The sequence below is a fragment of the Thalassospira permensis NBRC 106175 genome (assembly GCF_000714555.1).
Classification (GTDB): domain Bacteria; phylum Pseudomonadota; class Alphaproteobacteria; order Rhodospirillales; family Thalassospiraceae; genus Thalassospira; species Thalassospira xiamenensis.
Map to the genome: position 1 here is coordinate 1 of NZ_AUNC01000004.1, position 16,389 is coordinate 16,389.

20 protein-coding genes and 2 tRNA genes are annotated in these 16,389 nt (G+C 56.1%); 10 read left to right on the plus strand and 12 right to left on the minus strand.

Translation table 11 applies throughout. The features are described 5' to 3' along the window. The 3 genes from SMB34_RS03390 to SMB34_RS03400 form a co-directional block, all read right to left on the minus strand. A partial coding sequence (locus SMB34_RS03390) for a metal ABC transporter permease (RefSeq protein WP_037987683.1) occupies window positions 1-704 on the minus strand: 704 nt, incomplete at its 3' end. Further along, the gene (gene znuC, locus SMB34_RS03395; protein ID WP_037987684.1) at window positions 689-1,552 is read right to left on the minus strand and encodes a zinc ABC transporter ATP-binding protein ZnuC; all 864 of its coding nucleotides are present in this window, start codon (window positions 1,550-1,552) and stop codon (window positions 689-691) included. The genes znuC and SMB34_RS03390, both read right to left, overlap by 16 nt. Beyond that, window positions 1,533-2,009, minus strand: a complete 477-nt coding sequence (locus SMB34_RS03400; RefSeq protein ID WP_051682109.1) for a Fur family transcriptional regulator — start codon at window positions 2,007-2,009, stop codon at window positions 1,533-1,535. The genes znuC and SMB34_RS03400 overlap by 20 nt, the downstream gene beginning before the upstream one ends. 134 nt (window positions 2,010-2,143) lie before the next feature. Here SMB34_RS03400 and hisI point away from each other — a divergent pair, with 134 nt between their 5' ends. The 7 genes from hisI (at window position 2,144) to SMB34_RS03435 (ending at window position 7,701) form a co-directional block, all read left to right on the plus strand. Continuing rightward, entirely contained in the window at window positions 2,144-2,554 is a 411-nt protein-coding gene (hisI, locus tag SMB34_RS03405) for a phosphoribosyl-AMP cyclohydrolase (RefSeq protein WP_037987686.1), read from the plus strand. A gap of 9 nt (window positions 2,555-2,563) precedes the next feature. Then, a complete protein-coding gene (locus SMB34_RS03410) occupies window positions 2,564-3,700 on the plus strand; it encodes a CobW family GTP-binding protein (RefSeq protein ID WP_051682099.1) in 1,137 nt (378 codons plus the stop codon). A gap of 312 nt (window positions 3,701-4,012) precedes the next feature. After that, complete coding sequence (locus tag SMB34_RS03415) at window positions 4,013-4,843, plus strand: aldo/keto reductase (RefSeq protein ID WP_037987687.1); 831 nt, start codon at window positions 4,013-4,015, stop codon at window positions 4,841-4,843. Between the two features lie 180 nt (window positions 4,844-5,023). Then, window positions 5,024-5,662: a YitT family protein gene (locus SMB34_RS03420; protein ID WP_037987688.1), complete on the plus strand. Its 639-nt coding sequence runs from the start codon at window positions 5,024-5,026 to the stop codon at window positions 5,660-5,662. Window positions 5,663-5,809: 147 nt separating this feature from the next. Then, window positions 5,810-6,592, plus strand: coding sequence for a hypothetical protein (locus SMB34_RS03425; RefSeq protein ID WP_037987689.1), 783 nt, complete (start codon window positions 5,810-5,812; stop codon window positions 6,590-6,592). A gap of 117 nt (window positions 6,593-6,709) precedes the next feature. Next, window positions 6,710-7,033, plus strand: coding sequence for a HigA family addiction module antitoxin (locus SMB34_RS03430; protein ID WP_037987690.1), 324 nt, complete (start codon window positions 6,710-6,712; stop codon window positions 7,031-7,033). Beyond that, a complete protein-coding gene (locus SMB34_RS03435; RefSeq protein ID WP_037987691.1) occupies window positions 7,030-7,701 on the plus strand; it encodes a hypothetical protein in 672 nt (223 codons plus the stop codon). Before SMB34_RS03430 ends, SMB34_RS03435 begins: the two co-directional genes overlap by 4 nt. Before the next feature lie 276 nt (window positions 7,702-7,977). Here SMB34_RS03435 and SMB34_RS03440 read toward each other — a convergent pair. The 5 genes from SMB34_RS03440 to SMB34_RS03460 form a co-directional block, all read right to left on the minus strand. Continuing rightward, window positions 7,978-8,054: transfer RNA gene (locus SMB34_RS03440), tRNA-Arg, on the minus strand. A 150-nt stretch (window positions 8,055-8,204) separates the two neighbouring features. After that, window positions 8,205-8,498: an ETC complex I subunit gene (locus tag SMB34_RS03445; RefSeq protein ID WP_007090043.1), complete on the minus strand. Its 294-nt coding sequence runs from the start codon at window positions 8,496-8,498 to the stop codon at window positions 8,205-8,207. Between the two features lie 127 nt (window positions 8,499-8,625). Then, window positions 8,626-8,702: transfer RNA gene (locus SMB34_RS03450), tRNA-Pro, on the minus strand. A 184-nt stretch (window positions 8,703-8,886) separates the two neighbouring features. Continuing rightward, the gene (locus SMB34_RS03455; RefSeq protein ID WP_007090044.1) at window positions 8,887-9,333 is read right to left on the minus strand and encodes a DUF192 domain-containing protein; all 447 of its coding nucleotides are present in this window, start codon (window positions 9,331-9,333) and stop codon (window positions 8,887-8,889) included. Continuing rightward, window positions 9,330-10,490 carry an acetoin utilization protein AcuC gene (locus SMB34_RS03460; protein WP_051682100.1) on the minus strand — a complete coding sequence of 387 codons (1,161 nt, stop codon included), beginning with the start codon at window positions 10,488-10,490 and terminating at the stop codon, window positions 9,330-9,332. The genes SMB34_RS03455 and SMB34_RS03460 overlap by 4 nt, the downstream gene beginning before the upstream one ends. Window positions 10,491-10,624: 134 nt before the next feature. On the opposite strand from SMB34_RS03460, the gene SMB34_RS20570 reads away from it, so the two are divergent. Next, a complete protein-coding gene (locus tag SMB34_RS20570; RefSeq protein ID WP_051682101.1) occupies window positions 10,625-10,930 on the plus strand; it encodes a DUF6506 family protein in 306 nt (101 codons plus the stop codon). A 45-nt stretch (window positions 10,931-10,975) separates the two neighbouring features. Further along, window positions 10,976-12,052, plus strand: coding sequence for an alpha/beta hydrolase family protein (locus tag SMB34_RS03470; RefSeq protein ID WP_037987692.1), 1,077 nt, complete (start codon window positions 10,976-10,978; stop codon window positions 12,050-12,052). A gap of 41 nt (window positions 12,053-12,093) precedes the next feature. Here SMB34_RS03470 and SMB34_RS03475 read toward each other — a convergent pair whose 3' ends face one another. The 3 genes from SMB34_RS03475 to SMB34_RS03485 form a co-directional block, all read right to left on the minus strand. Beyond that, the gene (locus SMB34_RS03475; RefSeq protein WP_037987693.1) at window positions 12,094-12,690 is read right to left on the minus strand and encodes a GNAT family N-acetyltransferase; all 597 of its coding nucleotides are present in this window, start codon (window positions 12,688-12,690) and stop codon (window positions 12,094-12,096) included. 78 nt (window positions 12,691-12,768) lie between these two features. Beyond that, window positions 12,769-12,963: a DUF3008 family protein gene (locus tag SMB34_RS03480; RefSeq protein WP_037987694.1), complete on the minus strand. Its 195-nt coding sequence runs from the start codon at window positions 12,961-12,963 to the stop codon at window positions 12,769-12,771. A gap of 179 nt (window positions 12,964-13,142) precedes the next feature. Beyond that, entirely contained in the window at window positions 13,143-14,288 is a 1,146-nt protein-coding gene (locus SMB34_RS03485; RefSeq protein ID WP_051682102.1) for a citrate synthase family protein, read from the minus strand. A 103-nt stretch (window positions 14,289-14,391) separates the two neighbouring features. On the opposite strand from SMB34_RS03485, the gene SMB34_RS03490 reads away from it, so the two are divergent. Next, window positions 14,392-15,789 (plus strand): CoA transferase, encoded by a 1,398-nt coding sequence (locus SMB34_RS03490; RefSeq protein WP_037987763.1) that lies wholly within the window; start codon window positions 14,392-14,394, stop codon window positions 15,787-15,789. A 157-nt stretch (window positions 15,790-15,946) separates the two neighbouring features. On the opposite strand, the gene SMB34_RS03495 is transcribed toward SMB34_RS03490, so the two are convergent. Continuing rightward, window positions 15,947-16,231, minus strand: coding sequence for a hypothetical protein (locus SMB34_RS03495; protein ID WP_062959631.1), 285 nt, complete (start codon window positions 16,229-16,231; stop codon window positions 15,947-15,949). Window positions 16,232-16,389 lie beyond the last annotated feature (158 nt).

Sequence of the window (16,389 nt, forward strand, 5' to 3'; positions counted from 1 at the left end):
CTGATCCCCGCCATGACCGATGCTGCCCCGAACAGGGCCGCACCAATCGCCATCTGTTCGGGCGTTCTGGCAAAGAACCGTGCACTGGCGGCAGGCACAATCAAAAGGGCCGTGATCAGAAGAACCCCGACAATCTTGATCGCCATGCCAATCACAAGCGCCATCAGCAACATGAAAACCAGACGCAGCCTCTCAACCGGAATGCTCTCAGCCGCGGCAATTTCCGGGCTGACGGTAAGCGCGAGTAACGGCCGCCACATCCAGACCAGAACGGCCAACGCCAATCCACCGCCCAGCCCCAAAAGCCAGATATCGGCAACATTGACCGCCAGAATATCGCCAAACAGATAAGCCATCAGGTCAACCGCAATCCCCTGCACAAAGGCAAGGGCGACCATGCCTAGCGCCAGTGTCGAATGCGCCAGCATCCCCAGAACCGTATCACTGCCAAGGCGGCTTTGGCGTTGCCCGATGGCAAGGATCAGGGCGGCGGCAAGGCAGGTGGCAATCATCCCGATCCGGACATCAACCCCGACCAGAAGCCCGAGTGCAACACCCAGCAACGCCGAATGCGCCAGCGTATCGCCAAAAAACGCCATCCGCCGCCAGACGATAAACGCCCCGAACGGCCCGCAGACAAATGCCAGCAAAATCCCGCCGATCACCGCACGGGTCAGAAAATCATCCATCATTGCGGCCGCCATATCCGATCTTTTTCGTCGATTTCTTCTTCATGATGATGCCCATGCGTGCATCCCGGCCCATGCACGTGCCCGTTATGGTTATGCCCATGATCATGATGATGATCATGCCCGCCCTCGACAATATGCCCGGCAAGGTCATGTTCGTGATCATGCGCATGGGTATAAATGCCAATCGCATCCGCCGCCTGATTGCCAAACAGGGATCTGTATTCAGGATGCTGGCGCACGGTTTCAGGAATGCCCGAACAACAGACATGCCGGTTAAAGCACACCACCTGATCGGTTTTCGCCATCACCAGATGCAGGTCATGCGATATCATCAAAACCGCACAATTAAGTTCCGCCCGGATATCATCGATCAGGCGGTAAAGTTCCGCCTGCCCGGTCACATCCACACCCTGGGTCGGCTCGTCAAGCACCAGCAATTCCGGGCGCAGCAACAATGTCCGCGCCAGCATCACGCGCTGCGTCTCGCCGCCTGAAAGGCTGCTCATCTGAGTATCGATCACATGGCTTGCACCGACCTGATCCAGAACCTTCTGGCAGTCGCTACGCGATGCCGACCGGGTCAGTGTCAGGAACCGCTTCACCGTCATCGGCAAAACCTGATCAATCGCAAGCTTTTGCGGCACATAGCCAATACGAAGGCCCGGCTTGCGGATCACCTCGCCCTGATCGGCGCTCTGAAGCCCCAGAAGGGTTTTGACCAGTGTTGATTTACCCGCCCCGTTTGGCCCGATCAGGGTCATGATCTCGCCCGCATTGATCGAAAGCGTCACGTTATCAAGCACCCGTTCATTGCCAAAGGACAGGATCAGTCCCCGCCCTTCAATGAGTGGTGCAGTCATGGCACAGGCCCTTGATTTCAACAGTGGTGGCTTCGATTTTAAATCCGACCTGTCTCGCCGCCTTGCGGACCGCGATGCTCACATCCTCATCCACCGTTTCGGCAACCCGGCCACATCGGGTGCAAATGAAATACTGCCCCAGATGATCGCAATCAGGCTGATCACAGCCGAAATAGGCATTAAGCGACTCAATACGATGCACCAGCCCAAGATCGGTCAGGAATTCCAGCGCCCGATAAACCGTGGGCGGCTGCACCCGCTGCCCCTCGGCCTGAAGCGCATCCAGCAGCTCATAGGCGGTCACCGCCTTGTGCGATTGCCAGATCAGGCTGAACACCTTGCGGCGCATATCGGTAAAACGCGCATTTTCCGCCTCGCAGACTTTCTCTGCCTGCGCGATTGCGCTATCGATACATCTGTCGTGATCGTGGCCCTTTTTCGGGAAAAGATCGGTCATGTCGCACATCCGAAGTCACGGCGGGCTATTTGCATTAATCTGCAAAAAGCCATGGCACAGGGTGATATGTTATAATATATCATTTCTTGACGCCACTGCCGCGAAAAGTCAACAACCATCGACCGGAGCCTTCGATGACCGAGACCACAACTGCCGCCAATTCAAAGATTGCCGACAAACTGAAATTCAATGAAAGCGGCCTGATCCCGGCAATCGCCCAGCAGCATGACAGCGGCGAGGTTCTGATGATGGCCTGGATGAACCGCGATGCGGTAATCGAAACGCTTGCAACCGGCCGGGTCTGCTATTACTCGCGCTCACGCGGCAAGCTCTGGCGCAAGGGTGAAAGCTCCGGCCAGGTGCAGAAACTGGTCGATTTCCGCTATGACTGCGATCAGGACACGGTTCTGATACAGGTCGATCAGCTTGGCGTTGCCTGCCACACGGGGCGTCGCAACTGTTTCTATTTCGCCGCCCGCGATGGCGAGGAAGTGGTGATTTCCCAACCCGAAATCGCCGTCGAAGACCTTTACGGCAAAAAGTAAGCATCAGACATGGCGATTTCCGACGAACAGTTTGACCGCGTTGCCACCACCGTTATCACGGGCTTCCTTGGCAGTGGCAAAACAACCCTTCTCAATGCCCTTCTCGCACAGGACGGCATGGCAAAGACCGCCGTTCTGATCAATGAATTTGGCGAAATCGGGCTTGATCACCTTCTGGTGCGCGAGGTGTCCGAGGATGTCGTGCTGCTGAATTCCGGCTGCATCTGCTGTTCGGTGCGCGGTGATCTGATTTCGGGCTTGCGCGATCTGTTTGTCAAACGCACCCGTGGCGAGGTACCGGAATTCGACCGCGTGATCATTGAAACCACCGGTCTGGCCGACCCCGCCCCGATCCTGCATACCCTGATGACCGATCCGTTGCTGACCGCCAAATTCCGCCTTGATAGTGTGGTCACCACCGTCGATGCCCTGCATGGCGCGGGGCAGCTTGATGACCATCCCGAAAGTGTAAAGCAATCCGCCGTTGCCGACCGCATCCTGATCACCAAATCCGATCTGGCCGACGCCGAAACGCTTGCTACCCTTGAATCCCGCCTGCGCCACCTTAACCCCGCCGCCCCGATCCATGCCGTCACCATGGGCGATATTGACCCGGCCAAGCTGTTCAATGCCGGGCTGTATGACCCGACGACCAAAAGCATGGATGTGCAGAAATGGCTGCGCGACGAGGCCTACGAGCAGCACGGCGACAATCATCAGGATCATCACGACGGGCATGATCACGCGCATGACCACCATGACCACGATCACGGCCATGATCACCACCACCACGCGCATTCCCACGACGTCAACCGGCATGACGACCATATCCGGTCCTTCTGCATCACCTTTGACGAACCGCTGCATTGGGATGCGTTTGTCACCTGGGCGGAAATCTTCACCCAGATGCGCGGCGAAAGCCTTTTGCGCGTCAAGGGCATCCTGAACCTTGTTGGTGAAAGCAACCCGGTTGCGATCCATGCCGTGCAGCATGTTTTTCATCCACCCGCCACCCTGCCCGCATGGCCTGACGAGGATCGCCGATCAAAAATCGTCTTCATCACCAAGGATCTCGGGCCGCAGGTCATCCGGGAATCGCTCTATCACCTCAATGCCGCCGTCTCGGAAACGACTGAGAATACCTGAAATCTTTCGGCATTTGAGCCACATCAAGGCATTCAACCCGAAATTGGATCAGATTGGGTCTTGGCTTGATACAGCCTCACTCTAAGTCCTGAACTTCGGGCGATCCCACATGTGGTGATCGCCCTTTTTCTTGCCGTTTTTCATCGGCATTCTATCCCCTCGCCAAACCGAAGGACAGCATCCACCATCCAACCGTACAGGTTGCGCTGCTGTTGCGCTGCACTAAATCTGGCGCAGGTTGGCAAAGCTGTCCTCAGTTTTCCGAAACTCTCAAAACAATCAATCAAATCAAATCGAAGGGGGTAGAACATCATGATTTTCCGGAACTGGCAGGGTACGAAAATCCCCGCACTTGGCTTTGGAACATACGAGCTCGATAACGCAAGTGCTGAACATATGGTGGCCGAAGCCGCCAAGATCGGTTACCGCCATTTCGATACCGCCCAGATGTATCATAACGAGGAAGGGGTTGGCCGCGGGCTCAAGGCATCCGGCCTTTCACGTGATGACTACTTCCTCACCACCAAAATCTGGCCCGACAATTTCCAAAGCGGCGATCTGCAAACCTCCGTGGTCGAAAGCCTGCGCAAGCTTGACCTTGATCATGTCGATCTGCTGCTGCTCCATTGGCCAAATGATGAAATCCCGCTGCGCGAAACCATCGCGGCCCTGAACGAGGTCAAAAATCTCGGCATGACGCGCCTGATCGGAATTTCCAATTTCCCGACCGCCCTGATCGAACGCGCCGTCGGCCACAGCAACCTTCCCCTTGCGGTCAATCAGGTCGAATATCACCCCTATCTTGATCAGTCCAAGGTGCTTGAATGCGTGCGCAGCCATGACATGCTGCTGACCGCCTATTGCCCGCTGGCACGTGCCAAGGTGATGAATGATGAAACGCTGGTTGCCATCGGCAAGGCCTATGGCAAATCGCCGGCACAGGTCACCTTGCGCTGGCTGCTGCAACAGGATGGCGTCATGGCGATCCCGAAATCCGGCTCACCCAAAAACGCCAAGGCCAATTTCGATATCTTTGATTTCGAACTCTCCGATACCGACATGGCCGACATCCACGAACTCGCCAAGCCCGATGGCCGCCTGATCGATCCCGATTTCGCCCCCGAATGGGATCAGGCCGCCTGAACCAGCGGCATAACGCATAAAACCATCAAGACCGGCCCCCGACAGGCCGGTCTTTTGCGTTAAATCCCCCCGCCCCGCCAAAAACCGCCGAATTTCCCCCGGTCACCACCCCCGGCTTGTTTCGCACATGCGAAAAGCGTAATTTGATAGCCTGTTCAATCCGTAACCGGCGATTCCTTCATGACCAGCACCACAACCAACACCGCCGAAACCACCAAACCCGATCTCGGCCACCGCCTGTACGAGGATGTGCTGGCGCTTCTGCTTGGCACCATGGTCGTATCGCTTGGGGTGATGCTCTATAGCGAAAGCGTGCTGGTCACCGGCAGCACGGCGGGCGCGGCCCTTCTGATCGAACATGCCACCGGCCTTGGCTTTGGCGTGATCTTCTTTGCGATCAATCTGCCGTTTTACGGGCTGGCCTTCAAACGCATGGGCCTTGCTTTCACGATCAAGACCTTCATCGCGGTCGGGCTTGTCTCGCTGTTTTCAAAACTGATGCCGATGTGGATCGATTTCTCGATGCTCAACCCGATCTTCGCCGCGATTTCTGGCGGTGCGCTGATGGGGATCGGTCTTCTGATGCTGTTTCGCCATCGCGCGGGGCTCGGCGGGATCAATATCCTCGCCCTCTATCTGCAAGAACATCTCGGCATCCGCGCGGGTTATTTCCAGCTCACCGTCGATCTGGTCATCCTCGCCTGCGCCTTCCTGACCCTGCCCTTTGACAAGGTCCTGCTCTCGATCCTCGGCGCGGTCGTGCTCAACCTGATCATCGCACTTAATCACCGCCCGGGTCGATATCTGGCGGCACGCTAACCCGTCCAAACGTCACCTTACTGATATTTCCACCGCCGGAAGTCCGGAAGATCAGCTGGCGCAAGCTTGTACCATTCGCTGTCCACAACGGCAGTTGCATTGTGATAAGCTCCAAGAACATTGGGGAATGGGGGAGAGTAAAACAGTATGAAATCTGGGGACTGGAATACGATATTACTGATCGTATTTGGCTGCCTTCTTGGTTTTGCGGGCTGCGTCATTTTCTTCCCGGGCTTCCCTCCCATGCCCGACGGCTGGGGAAGCATTTTAGGATCAACCCTTGGCGTTGCGGGTGCGTTCCTTGTCGCGAACTGGACCTTTACTCGCCGACAAAAGGCCGAAGATGCCAAATCTTGGCGACCGTTCCATCAGCGCTGCGAACTTGCAATGTACATGTTGCCCAAGGCCGAAACGCGGCTCCATGAGGCCACTGAATCCCTCAAAGAGCTTTATGACTTAGTGGCAAAGGCAAACTCCCATAGACCGTTACCATATCTTTTTGCCCCAAAAACTGTGGGGGAAATGAAGAAAGGTGCGTTAAACATTGAATTGCCAACACTGAAGAAAATTCATGAGGATAACGAGGAAATTCAAGATAAATTCCAGAAATTCTCTTATGATTCTTTAGACAATGCGATTTATAGCCTTCGAAGTGTTGGCGAAGCACTAGAATGGATAACAAAAAACATGGAGGAAACACTTCCTCCTATTCATATGTTTTCGATAAAAAATGCACTTCAAAATGTTCAATGGGCAAGGCACAATGCAGAGAGAGCACGAACTGGTCCTATGAACTGGTTTCTTTATACTAGCGACGAAAAAATTGATGAGAGAGAAGCTAAGGCTGTCTTCCTCGATGCACCAAATGCCGCATTTTTTGATATACAAAAAGCCATTGAAATTTTGTCAAAAATCAATTTACGCACTTAATTATTACCTCTGGAAAAAGGGGATAGTCCCCTTTTTGGTCGTTTCGGGAAACTGGCGCATCACCTTTACATGGGACGGCAAGGATATCGTGATCCTTGATCTGGAGGATTATCACTGATGAACGCACCCCGACCGCTTCGCCGCAATCGCCGCCCGACCCATCCGGGCGTGATCCTGCGCGAACATTACCTTGTCCCGCGCAAAATCCTGCAAAAGCATTTCGCCGATGATGTCGAAATCAGCGAAAAACACCTGAGCCGTATCATCAACGGCCATGCCCGTATTGACGCCCCACTGGCCGCACGCATCGCCAAAACCCTTGGCACCACCACACTCTTTTGGGTGAACCTTCAGGCATCGATTGACGCCTGGGACGGCGAACAGGCCGAAGCCGACTGGCAACCACAAACTGTGTATCCGCCGGAGCGGGCGGCGAGTTGACCATAGTGAAATTGTACACTCAAAAACTCAAAAAGTGGTGGCCTTTACCCGCCGCCTTCATTGCGAGCGCCGCTTTCTCCGCCGCTGGACTGATTATCGATCAATCATGTAGACCAATTGGCAATATGTTCTGCTCCATGTGGGTCAAATTTCAATGGGAGACGGTTTTGGCGGGCGGATTGGGGCTCATGGGCGGTATATTTGTTATTTTGTCGACCCGCGAACATATTCAGGCAAATCGCGAGGACGCCGTTAATCGCGAACTCGACCCTGTGGACAGGCTTTTGCGCGTTACTGACAGAACCATCAAAGACGCACAGGAACATATTGGAAAAGCACGCAAGACACTCTTAGCAACTCCTTACGCCGAAAGCGGCAAAGTCGAGAACAACTGGAACAACATCAGAGTTGACGTCAAAGGGGCTGTCTCTCACAGCAATCAAGCACAGACCATCGCGGCCAATACCGATTTTCCTAGATCGCTGCGAGATGCCGCAAAGGAAATCGTCGAGAAAACAAAGCCGCTTGGTGAACAAAAATACACCACTACTACTTCCCCCGCCGAAACCCTGGAAGCAATTGAGAATATTGCAAACAGCTTGATTGCTGCGAATGAAGAGCTGCGTAGCGAACGTCAGGCATATGCCAGTATACTGTTGAACAGATAAAGACACCGCATTGCCCACAGCCCCCAAGGGCTAGCCGTTTGACGCAGCGGCCTTTGTGCAAATTCATGCGGGCCGCCATCGCACCACCAACCTCATCAAAGATTCCCCCATGACGGGAGCATCCCGCGATAACGCGCCTGCGCGAAATGGAACCATGAATGGATCGAAATCGGCGCGATCACCGGCCATGAGGCCGGCGCAGCAGCCAAAGTGACTAGCGACCCCAATCCACAAAGACAGGAAAACTCGCAACACACTGAAAAACATAAAGAAAAATGGCGATCCCTGCAGGACTCGAACCTGCAACCTACAGATTAGAAGTCTGTTGCTCTATCCAGTTGAGCTAAGGGACCGCTGTGGGGGCCGGTTGGTGCCCCGGGGCAAAGCATTGGACGCCTGCCCGGCATGATAGAATATCTTTTCAGTCTTTAACGTCTTCTGTCAGACGAACGGGGCGGAAACCGCCCCGATGATGGTGATCGGCCGTCTTGATGGCCGAGGGATCAGACGACGCGTTTGAACGCGAAGTTATCGGCATAGGCCTGCACCCGGCGGACGCGCGATTTCGGCTGTTCGATATCGGCAATCAGCTTGTGACGGGCGGCAAATGCCTGTGCTTCCTCAAGACTATCGAAATACATGCGCACCTGACCACGGGTATCGGTCGAACCGATCCAGCCCATAAGCTGATCAGCAACCTTCTTTGCACCCGGTTCAAATTCCATCACCCAGTGTTTGGTCGCCGCACGACCGGACTGCATGGCGTTTTTGGCAGGTTTGTAAACACGGACCTTCATCGGGACCCTCGTCTTGACCGTCGGATAAGATGACATGAATGCGGGGCTCTCTAACACCCGCTGTCTCGTCATCTTTTACACCTTTTGCCGGCACATGAAAACGTGTCCGTATGGCAAAAGGGAAAAATGGTCGGGAAGGCGAGATTCGAACTCGCGACCCCCTGCTCCCAAAGCAGGTACGCTACCAGACTGCGCTACTCCCCGACGCGGATGTGGATTTAGCACCATAATTCCGCACGGGCAAGACCGCATTATGCGTTTTTTGCCCGGATTGGAAATAAAATGCAGCCCAAAAACCAAAGGCCGCAGAAATCATCCGCGGCCTTGCTATTGCTGATTGAGGATCACGTGGCCGCAACGGGCCTGTCACGATTGCTGTTACTATGTCTTAGCGCGGCAGCCCTTCGACCTTCTCGCCAACTTCAAATCCCAACCGGTCCGCCGAACCGCCATTAAGCTCCAGAACAAAGCGTACCGGCTTTGGCCCCGGAATGATGGTTTCGGATTTCGGCACCGTGCGTTTTTCAATCCCGACAATCACGCCATTCTTGTCGATAAACAGCATATCAAGCGAGATGAAGGTATTCTTCATCCACATTGAAATGTCGCTGGCGCGGCCAAAATCAAACAGCATCCCGGCATCTTCGGCCATTTCGGTGCGGAACATCAATCCGCGCGACCGTTCATCGGGTGTAACCGCCATTTCAACATTGAAAACCTTGCCATCCACCAGCAGGCGCGATCGTTCAAACCCCGTCGCCTTTGCATTCAGTCCCGCCATCACGGCAGCACTGATAAAGCAAACGACCAAGGTCATTTGAATGAACGACTTCATAACCCATACCCCTTCAGTCTTTGGACGCGTGTCCTGACTTCGTCACGTATGTCCCCGCCGCGCCACGGATCTTTAATGCTGGTCAGCATTTTTTCGTCCGGCTGCTTTCCACGGCTATGCGTCCATTTTACGGCACGCAGGATATTTTCCGCTGTGATGGTTAACACAGGTGGTATTTCGATTTCGTTTACAACCGCCCACACCCCGGACCAACAGCGCGCAACCCCATAAGGGTTATATCCTCCGCCCCCCAGTACCAGACACCTGGGTGCCATTTTGATCATGGCCCCGACCACGTCCCAAATGGCCTGATTGCCAAGCATCTGTCTGGATAATGGATCTTCTGCTAATATATCACATCCACATTGCAAAACAATGGCTTGTGGTGAGAACTTCTGCGCAAGCGGCATGAAATATTCATGAAGGACATAACGCATCTCGTCATCATGCATGCCACTTGGCATCGGCAGGTTCCGCGCCATTCCCCCGGCGACATCATCAATCGTCCCGGTGCGCGGCCATAACCCTTCTTCATGCATCGAAACCGTCAAAACACGGTCATCATCGGCAAAGGCAATCTGCACACCATCCCCGTGATGGGCATCAATATCAAGGTAAAGCACCCGATCCAGCCCCGAATCGAGCAGTTCAAGAATGCCCAGAACCGGGTCGTTGAAGTAGCAAAACCCCGATGCCCGATCACGCAATCCATGATGCGTGCCCCCTGCCGGGTGGTGGATGATTCCGCCATCGGCAATCAGCCGGGCGGCCATGATCGATGATCCGGCCGCCGTCGCCGGACGCCGGAAAATTTCCGGATAGATCGGATTGCCGTTTTTACCCAACCCGTATCTGACCATCATGTCCTCGGGCAGCATCTGGTCGCGTTCGGCCTGTGCCACGGCGGCGATATAGTCGGGATCGTGAAAGCGTGCCAATTGTGCCGGCGTCGCCACCGGCCCGGTCAAATAGTTTTCCCCATCGACCCAGCCCATCGCATGCACCATATCCACCACCAGCGATACCCGCGGGATCGACAGGGGGTGTTTGGGCCCGTAACTCGACCCGCGATAAATCTCGGCCGCGATCATGCGCGGACGAATATCGTGGCGGCGATGATCGGGATAATTCAGAACAGGTTCATCAGATGGCATCATGACCGATCATGCTTCATTCGGGCTGGGCTCATTGGGGCATCGCAGGATTGACGCGCAAACGCATCCGCGTAACTCTGCTCCCGGAACACTTTCTCTTTTCTTAAACGTCCTTTTCTTAAACAACAGGCCGCCCCATGCCGATCAAAAACTATGCCTTTCTGATCAAGGCCGACGGATATCCGGTACGTGGCACACAAACCACCCTGCCCGGCGATGGCTTCACCACCCATATCTTTGCCGCGTCAAATATCGCGGCCCTGATCGTTGCGGCGCAAAACTTTGCCCAAAACGGGATAGAGGTCATTGAAACCTGTGGCGGTTTTTCCGATACGGATTTTGATGCGGTCAAAAACGCACTTGATGGCCGCGTCGCCCTTGGCCGGGTCACGTTTGACACCGCCAATCAGGCCCTTCTGACCCGTTTCATGACATCGCCCTGATCGCTCTCAATCCATCGTCATCACCAACCCGTCGGAGCCCCGCCCGTGCCCCACAAAACCTCAAAACGCCACCGCCTTTTCGCGGGGCTTGCGATCCTGATCATCGTTATTGTCATTTTCGGCGGTTTTGCCCTTTCGGGGCTTGCCGATTTTGATCTTGAAGGCCGCAATACCCGCCTTGTCGAATTTGACGATCACGGCAACCGGCTTTCGGGCACCCTGATCCTGCCCGATGGTGCGGCGGCCGACACGGCCCCCATTGTCCTTCTGATCCATGGCGACGGCCCGCAGGACCGCTTTTCGCATGACGGTTACCTGCCGCTGATCAACAGCCTGCTTGATGACGGGATCGGTGTGTATAGCTGGGACAAGGCGGGTATCGGCAACAGCACGGGAAACTGGCTTGATCAATCCATGAATGATCGCGCCAACGAGGCGATGGCCGCCTTCGCCGCCCTTCGCAACCTTGATGGCAATCAAAACCGCAAAATCGGCTTTCTGGGGTTTTCGCAGGCCGGCTGGGTCATCCCCGATATCGCCAATCGCCTGCCCGATGCCGCCTTTCACATCCTGATCGGCGCGGCAGTCAATTGGCAGCATCAGGGCACCTATTACATGCGAACGCGCTTGGAAGCCCTTGGCACCCGGCCCGATGAAATCGCCATGCGCATTGAAACCGCCCACAACATGGATAACCGGATTTTCGGCCCCAACAGCACCTATCAGGACTATCTGGCCATCCCCCATGATCAGGAAGTCATGTCACAGGACCGCTATGAATTTGTGAAACGCAATATCGGATCAGACGCAGCACAGCAGCTTGAAACAGTCACATCGCCCCTGCTTGCCATATGGGGCGAAGATGATCTGAATGTTGATGCGGCTTATAATGCAACGATCTATCGCAAACTTGCCCTGCCGAACAATCGTGCAAACAGGGTCATCACCCTTCCCGATGCGACGCACGGGCTGCTGCGCAGCCACCTGTTTAATTATCAGCTTGCCGATCAGATGCCCGACATCGTCAAACTGGCCTTTGTCGTGATGGGGCGGCATGCCTATGCCCCGGGCGCGATGGATCACATCACCACCTGGATCAAACAGATCACGCAAAGCCCATAGCCCTAGCCCGGCGCGCTAAAGCGTTTTGTGTTTAATCCGCATCAAACCGGCAACATCATTGTCGTTGCCGTGCGAAACCCGAACAGATGGCAAAGCAGGCCAAGCTCCTGCACCTCGCCCGCCACAAAGCCGCATCGTTCATAAAGGGCACGGGCGCGCGGATTGGTATCGATCACGTCAAGCCGCACCTGCGCCAGATTGCGCGCCCGGGCTTCATGTGCAATCCCGTCCAGAAGTGCCGTGCCAACACCTTTGCCGCGCGCATCAGAATCAACAAAAATGCCGTCCATCAACAGCACTCCCTCGGACAAATCCCGTTCAAGGATATCGATCAAAACCCCGCGCCACAATCCGCCCCACGCGCCATAAATCGCGCAGATATCCGATAGCGTCCCGCCAATAAACGCCCCCGCGGGCGTTTTGAAACCGGCAATGCCCAGCAGATCACCATCGGGCGACACCGCACTGATCGCATGTGCCGGATCAACAACCCGTCTCAGGAACTGCAACGCCTTGTCCTCCGGCTTCAACACCGGGGCAAGCTTCTGGCGAAACGCCTGCCAGAAAAGATCAAGTGCCTTGTCGATATGGCCATCTTCGATGCCATGACAAATGGAAAAAGGCTGCCGGTCCTGCATCTGTACCTTCCGCGATCCTGTCGATCCGAAAAAGATAACCGGACGGCCTGATTTCACAAGCCAGGGATGTGATACCGATCACGATCCCGACTTGGATTTGTGCTCCGGCTTGCCCTTGCGCTGGCCCGATGCCAGTTCCTCAAGCTCCTCCTCGGACATGCTTTCTGCCATCTCGCGCGCAGCCCCGGTCAGTTCGCCCTTTTTCTGCTCGCCACGCTTGACCGAAAGCGCCAGACCGGCGGCTTTCTGCTGGGATTTCGATTTTGCCGGCATTGTCTCGTCCTTCGTTGCCGTTTGCCCTGTTTATCAAACAAACCAGACCGGCACGTGTTCCGAAAAGTCGACAAAAACGCGCACGCATGCTGCAACGCCCCAAACCGTCACTCCCGCGAACGCGGGAGTCCATCGCGCCGCAAATTCAATGCCCCCAAGACCACCACATGCCCACACCCTCACCCGGCCACAGCCGCCCGCGGCCGAATGATCTTGCCGCTTTGGCGCTGCTCGAACAGATGCGCGATCCAGCCTGCCATGCGGCCCACCGCAAAAACGCCAAGCCCCGCCCCCTTGGGGAGATCCAGTTCGCGTTCCAATAACGCCAGCCCGAAATCAAGGCTGGGATATTGCCCGGTTTCATCCGTCACCCGGTTCGCAATCCGCGCCCAGAACGCATCGCCGACCTGCCCGCAGGATTGCATGATCGCGCGCGTGCGCGGATCACCATCGGGATAAAGCGGATGCCCGAAACCGGGCGGCACACCATCGCGTACCGGATCGATATTTCGCCGTTCCACCCGGTCCATCCATGCCCGGCAACGCGGCGTTAACCCGCCATGCCGACTGCCCGATAATGTCGCCAACCCGGCCAGAAGGGATGCCGGGACACTCGCGCCTGCCGATGCTGCCACCCGCACCGCATAGGCCGACGCATTCAATTCATGATCGGCACACAGCACAAGTGCGCGGCGCAGCAAATCCACGGCCTCTGGCCTCTTTGACCACGCACGCGCCAGCATCACATGGATCGGACTTTCACCGTCATCGCGCATACCGGCCGCCGCCAAAGCCGCAAGCCGCATCAGCTTCGCCGCAACCGGGCGGCCATCCCCGGCAGGATGGTTTGTCACCTCGCCCGCCATCATCGCAATCATCCGGTCAAACGGGGTGGCGTAATCGGCCGGGATGAAATCCGGGGCGCAACACCGATCCTGATCGACCCGCAATCCCGCCAGAAGAAGCGCGGCATCTTCAAGCGTCATGGTCTCGGAAAGCCCCACCGCATCCCTGCCGCGATAGAAAAACCGGCCATCGGCAATGCGGGTGATTTTCGACACCAGAATGGGCTCACCCCAGTCAATCGTCGATGCCGCCACCGATTGCCGCGACCGGCCGCGTTTTTTGCCCTCGATGATTTTGCGCACATCGCGATGGTCATACAGGCTTTTGCGTGCATCACCGGGATGGGCAATGGCGCGCACGATCCCGCGGCTGACATAGGCATAAAGCGTATCGCGCGATATGCCGGTCGCCGCACAGACTTCCTGTGCCGACAGCGTGAAAAATGCGGTTTCATTCATCGGATCATCAAGATTTTTCATATTGATTATCTTGATCAAGATTGACGATTTGTCCAGCCCCGCGTGATCCTTGGGTGATCAATCCCCGCCCCGCGCCACCAGTGCGGAAAAAGGAGCCACCAACATGACCGCCATGACCAACAAGCCCAACCCGTTCATCACCCCGATTACCGATGCCCTTAACGCCGCCCTTGATCTTCCGGGCGGCACAAACGCCCTGCCCGATATCAAAATCACCGGCACGGACGCCCTGCCATCCTTCTTTGCCGTCACCGATCTTGCAACCGCGTCCATCGGCATCGCAGCCGCCATGATCTCGCGCTATCGCTGTTTGGCGACTGGCGATCTGGCGGACATCACTATTGATCAAAGGCTGACATCAAAATGGTTTGATATGACGATCCGCCCGATGGGCTGGGAATTGCCGCCGGTCTGGGACGCGATTGCCGGTGACTATCAAACCGCTGATGGCTGGATACGGCTTCACACCAACGCCCCGCATCACCGTGCGGCCGCCCTGTCGGTTCTGGGCGATTACACGGACCGCGAAGCCCTCGCCCCGATTGTCGCAAACTGGAAATCCGATGACCTCGAAACCGCAATCATTGCGGCGGGCGGCTGTGCCGCCACCATGCGTAGCCTGGGTGACTGGCAATCCCACCCGCAAGGGGTTGCGATTGCGGCCGAACCGCTGATCGGCTGGCAGCATCACGGCATCACCGCAAAATCCCGCCACGTTATCCGGCCGAACCGGCCTTTGGCCGGGATCCGCGTGCTTGACCTGACCCGCGTTCTGGCCGGCCCCGTCGCCGGGCGGTTTCTGGCGGCCTATGGCGCGGATGTCTTGCGCATCGATCCGCCCCACTGGGACGAGGGCGCGGTAATCCCCGAAATCACCCTTGGCAAACGCTGTGCCGGGCTTGACCTCAAAAGCACCGAGGATCGCAAAACATTCGAAAGCCTTCTGGCCGGTGCCGATATCCTGCTGCATGGCTACCGCCCCGATGCCCTGCCCGGCCTTGGCTATGGCGCGGACGAACTTCGCCGCATCAATCCCGGCCTGATAGATGTGACACTCTGCGCCTATGGCTGGACCGGCCCGTGGGCCAAACGGCGCGGCTTTGACAGCTTGGTCCAAATGAGCTGCGGCATCGCCGATTTCGGCATGAAACAGGCCGATGCGCCAAAACCAACGCCCCTTCCGGTGCAGGCCCTTGACCACGCAACCGGCTATCTGATGGCGGCAAGCACCATCCACGCACTGTTGCTCCGCAGCCAGACCGGCCAGATCACCACCGCCCGCCATTCGCTGGCCCGCACCGCCCACCTGCTCTGCCAGACTGCGCAACCAACCCGACCCCAAACCATCGCCCCCGAAACCGAAAACGACATCGCCCCGCATCTCGAAACCACAAGCTGGGGCAAGGCCCGGCGCGTTCGGTTCCCGGCCACGATTGATGGCGTCGCACATGGATGGGATCACCCGGCAGGCAAGCTTCGAACGGCCGATCCGGCGTGGTGATGCTGTTCCAAAAGGAACATGCTGGTCAGGTCCCCAAAATCAGTAATATCAATATCGCCGCCGCTTTCGACTGCGGCCCCGGCAATGACGATATTACCACCGACCGTGATCGCAGAAACTTTTGAAGGTCCCTAAAAGTTGGAACGGTGGCTGTAAATCAATCAGACTTTGCGTACTTTTTGTGGAGTTTGTCGAAGGAGATTTCACCGCGACGTAGCGCCAAAAACTCTTCCTCCGTTATCTTAGCGTTGGCAAATTTAGTCGCAAAGTGCCCGCTATCAAACTGGAAGAAATATGCACCATCTGCATAAAAAGCCTTGCAGTGTATTCCCAAAAGCTCGGTCTCGTTCCCTTGTGCATTGCAGAAATAATACTCGCCGTCCCTCAGATCTAGGTGTCGATCTCTTTTCGAAGTATCAATCTTCAAAGGCTTAAGGTTCACAATAACCTCCACTAGAATTCAATTTCGATAAGCGGTGCGTTTCTCAAGTCAACAACTGCCTCGGCAGTTCCACCCGATGCAAGTCCACCTGGCACCCACTGATTATTGGCTCCGCTCTCGTTTCCACTTGGGCCCGTAATTCCATCAAGATTTTGCGG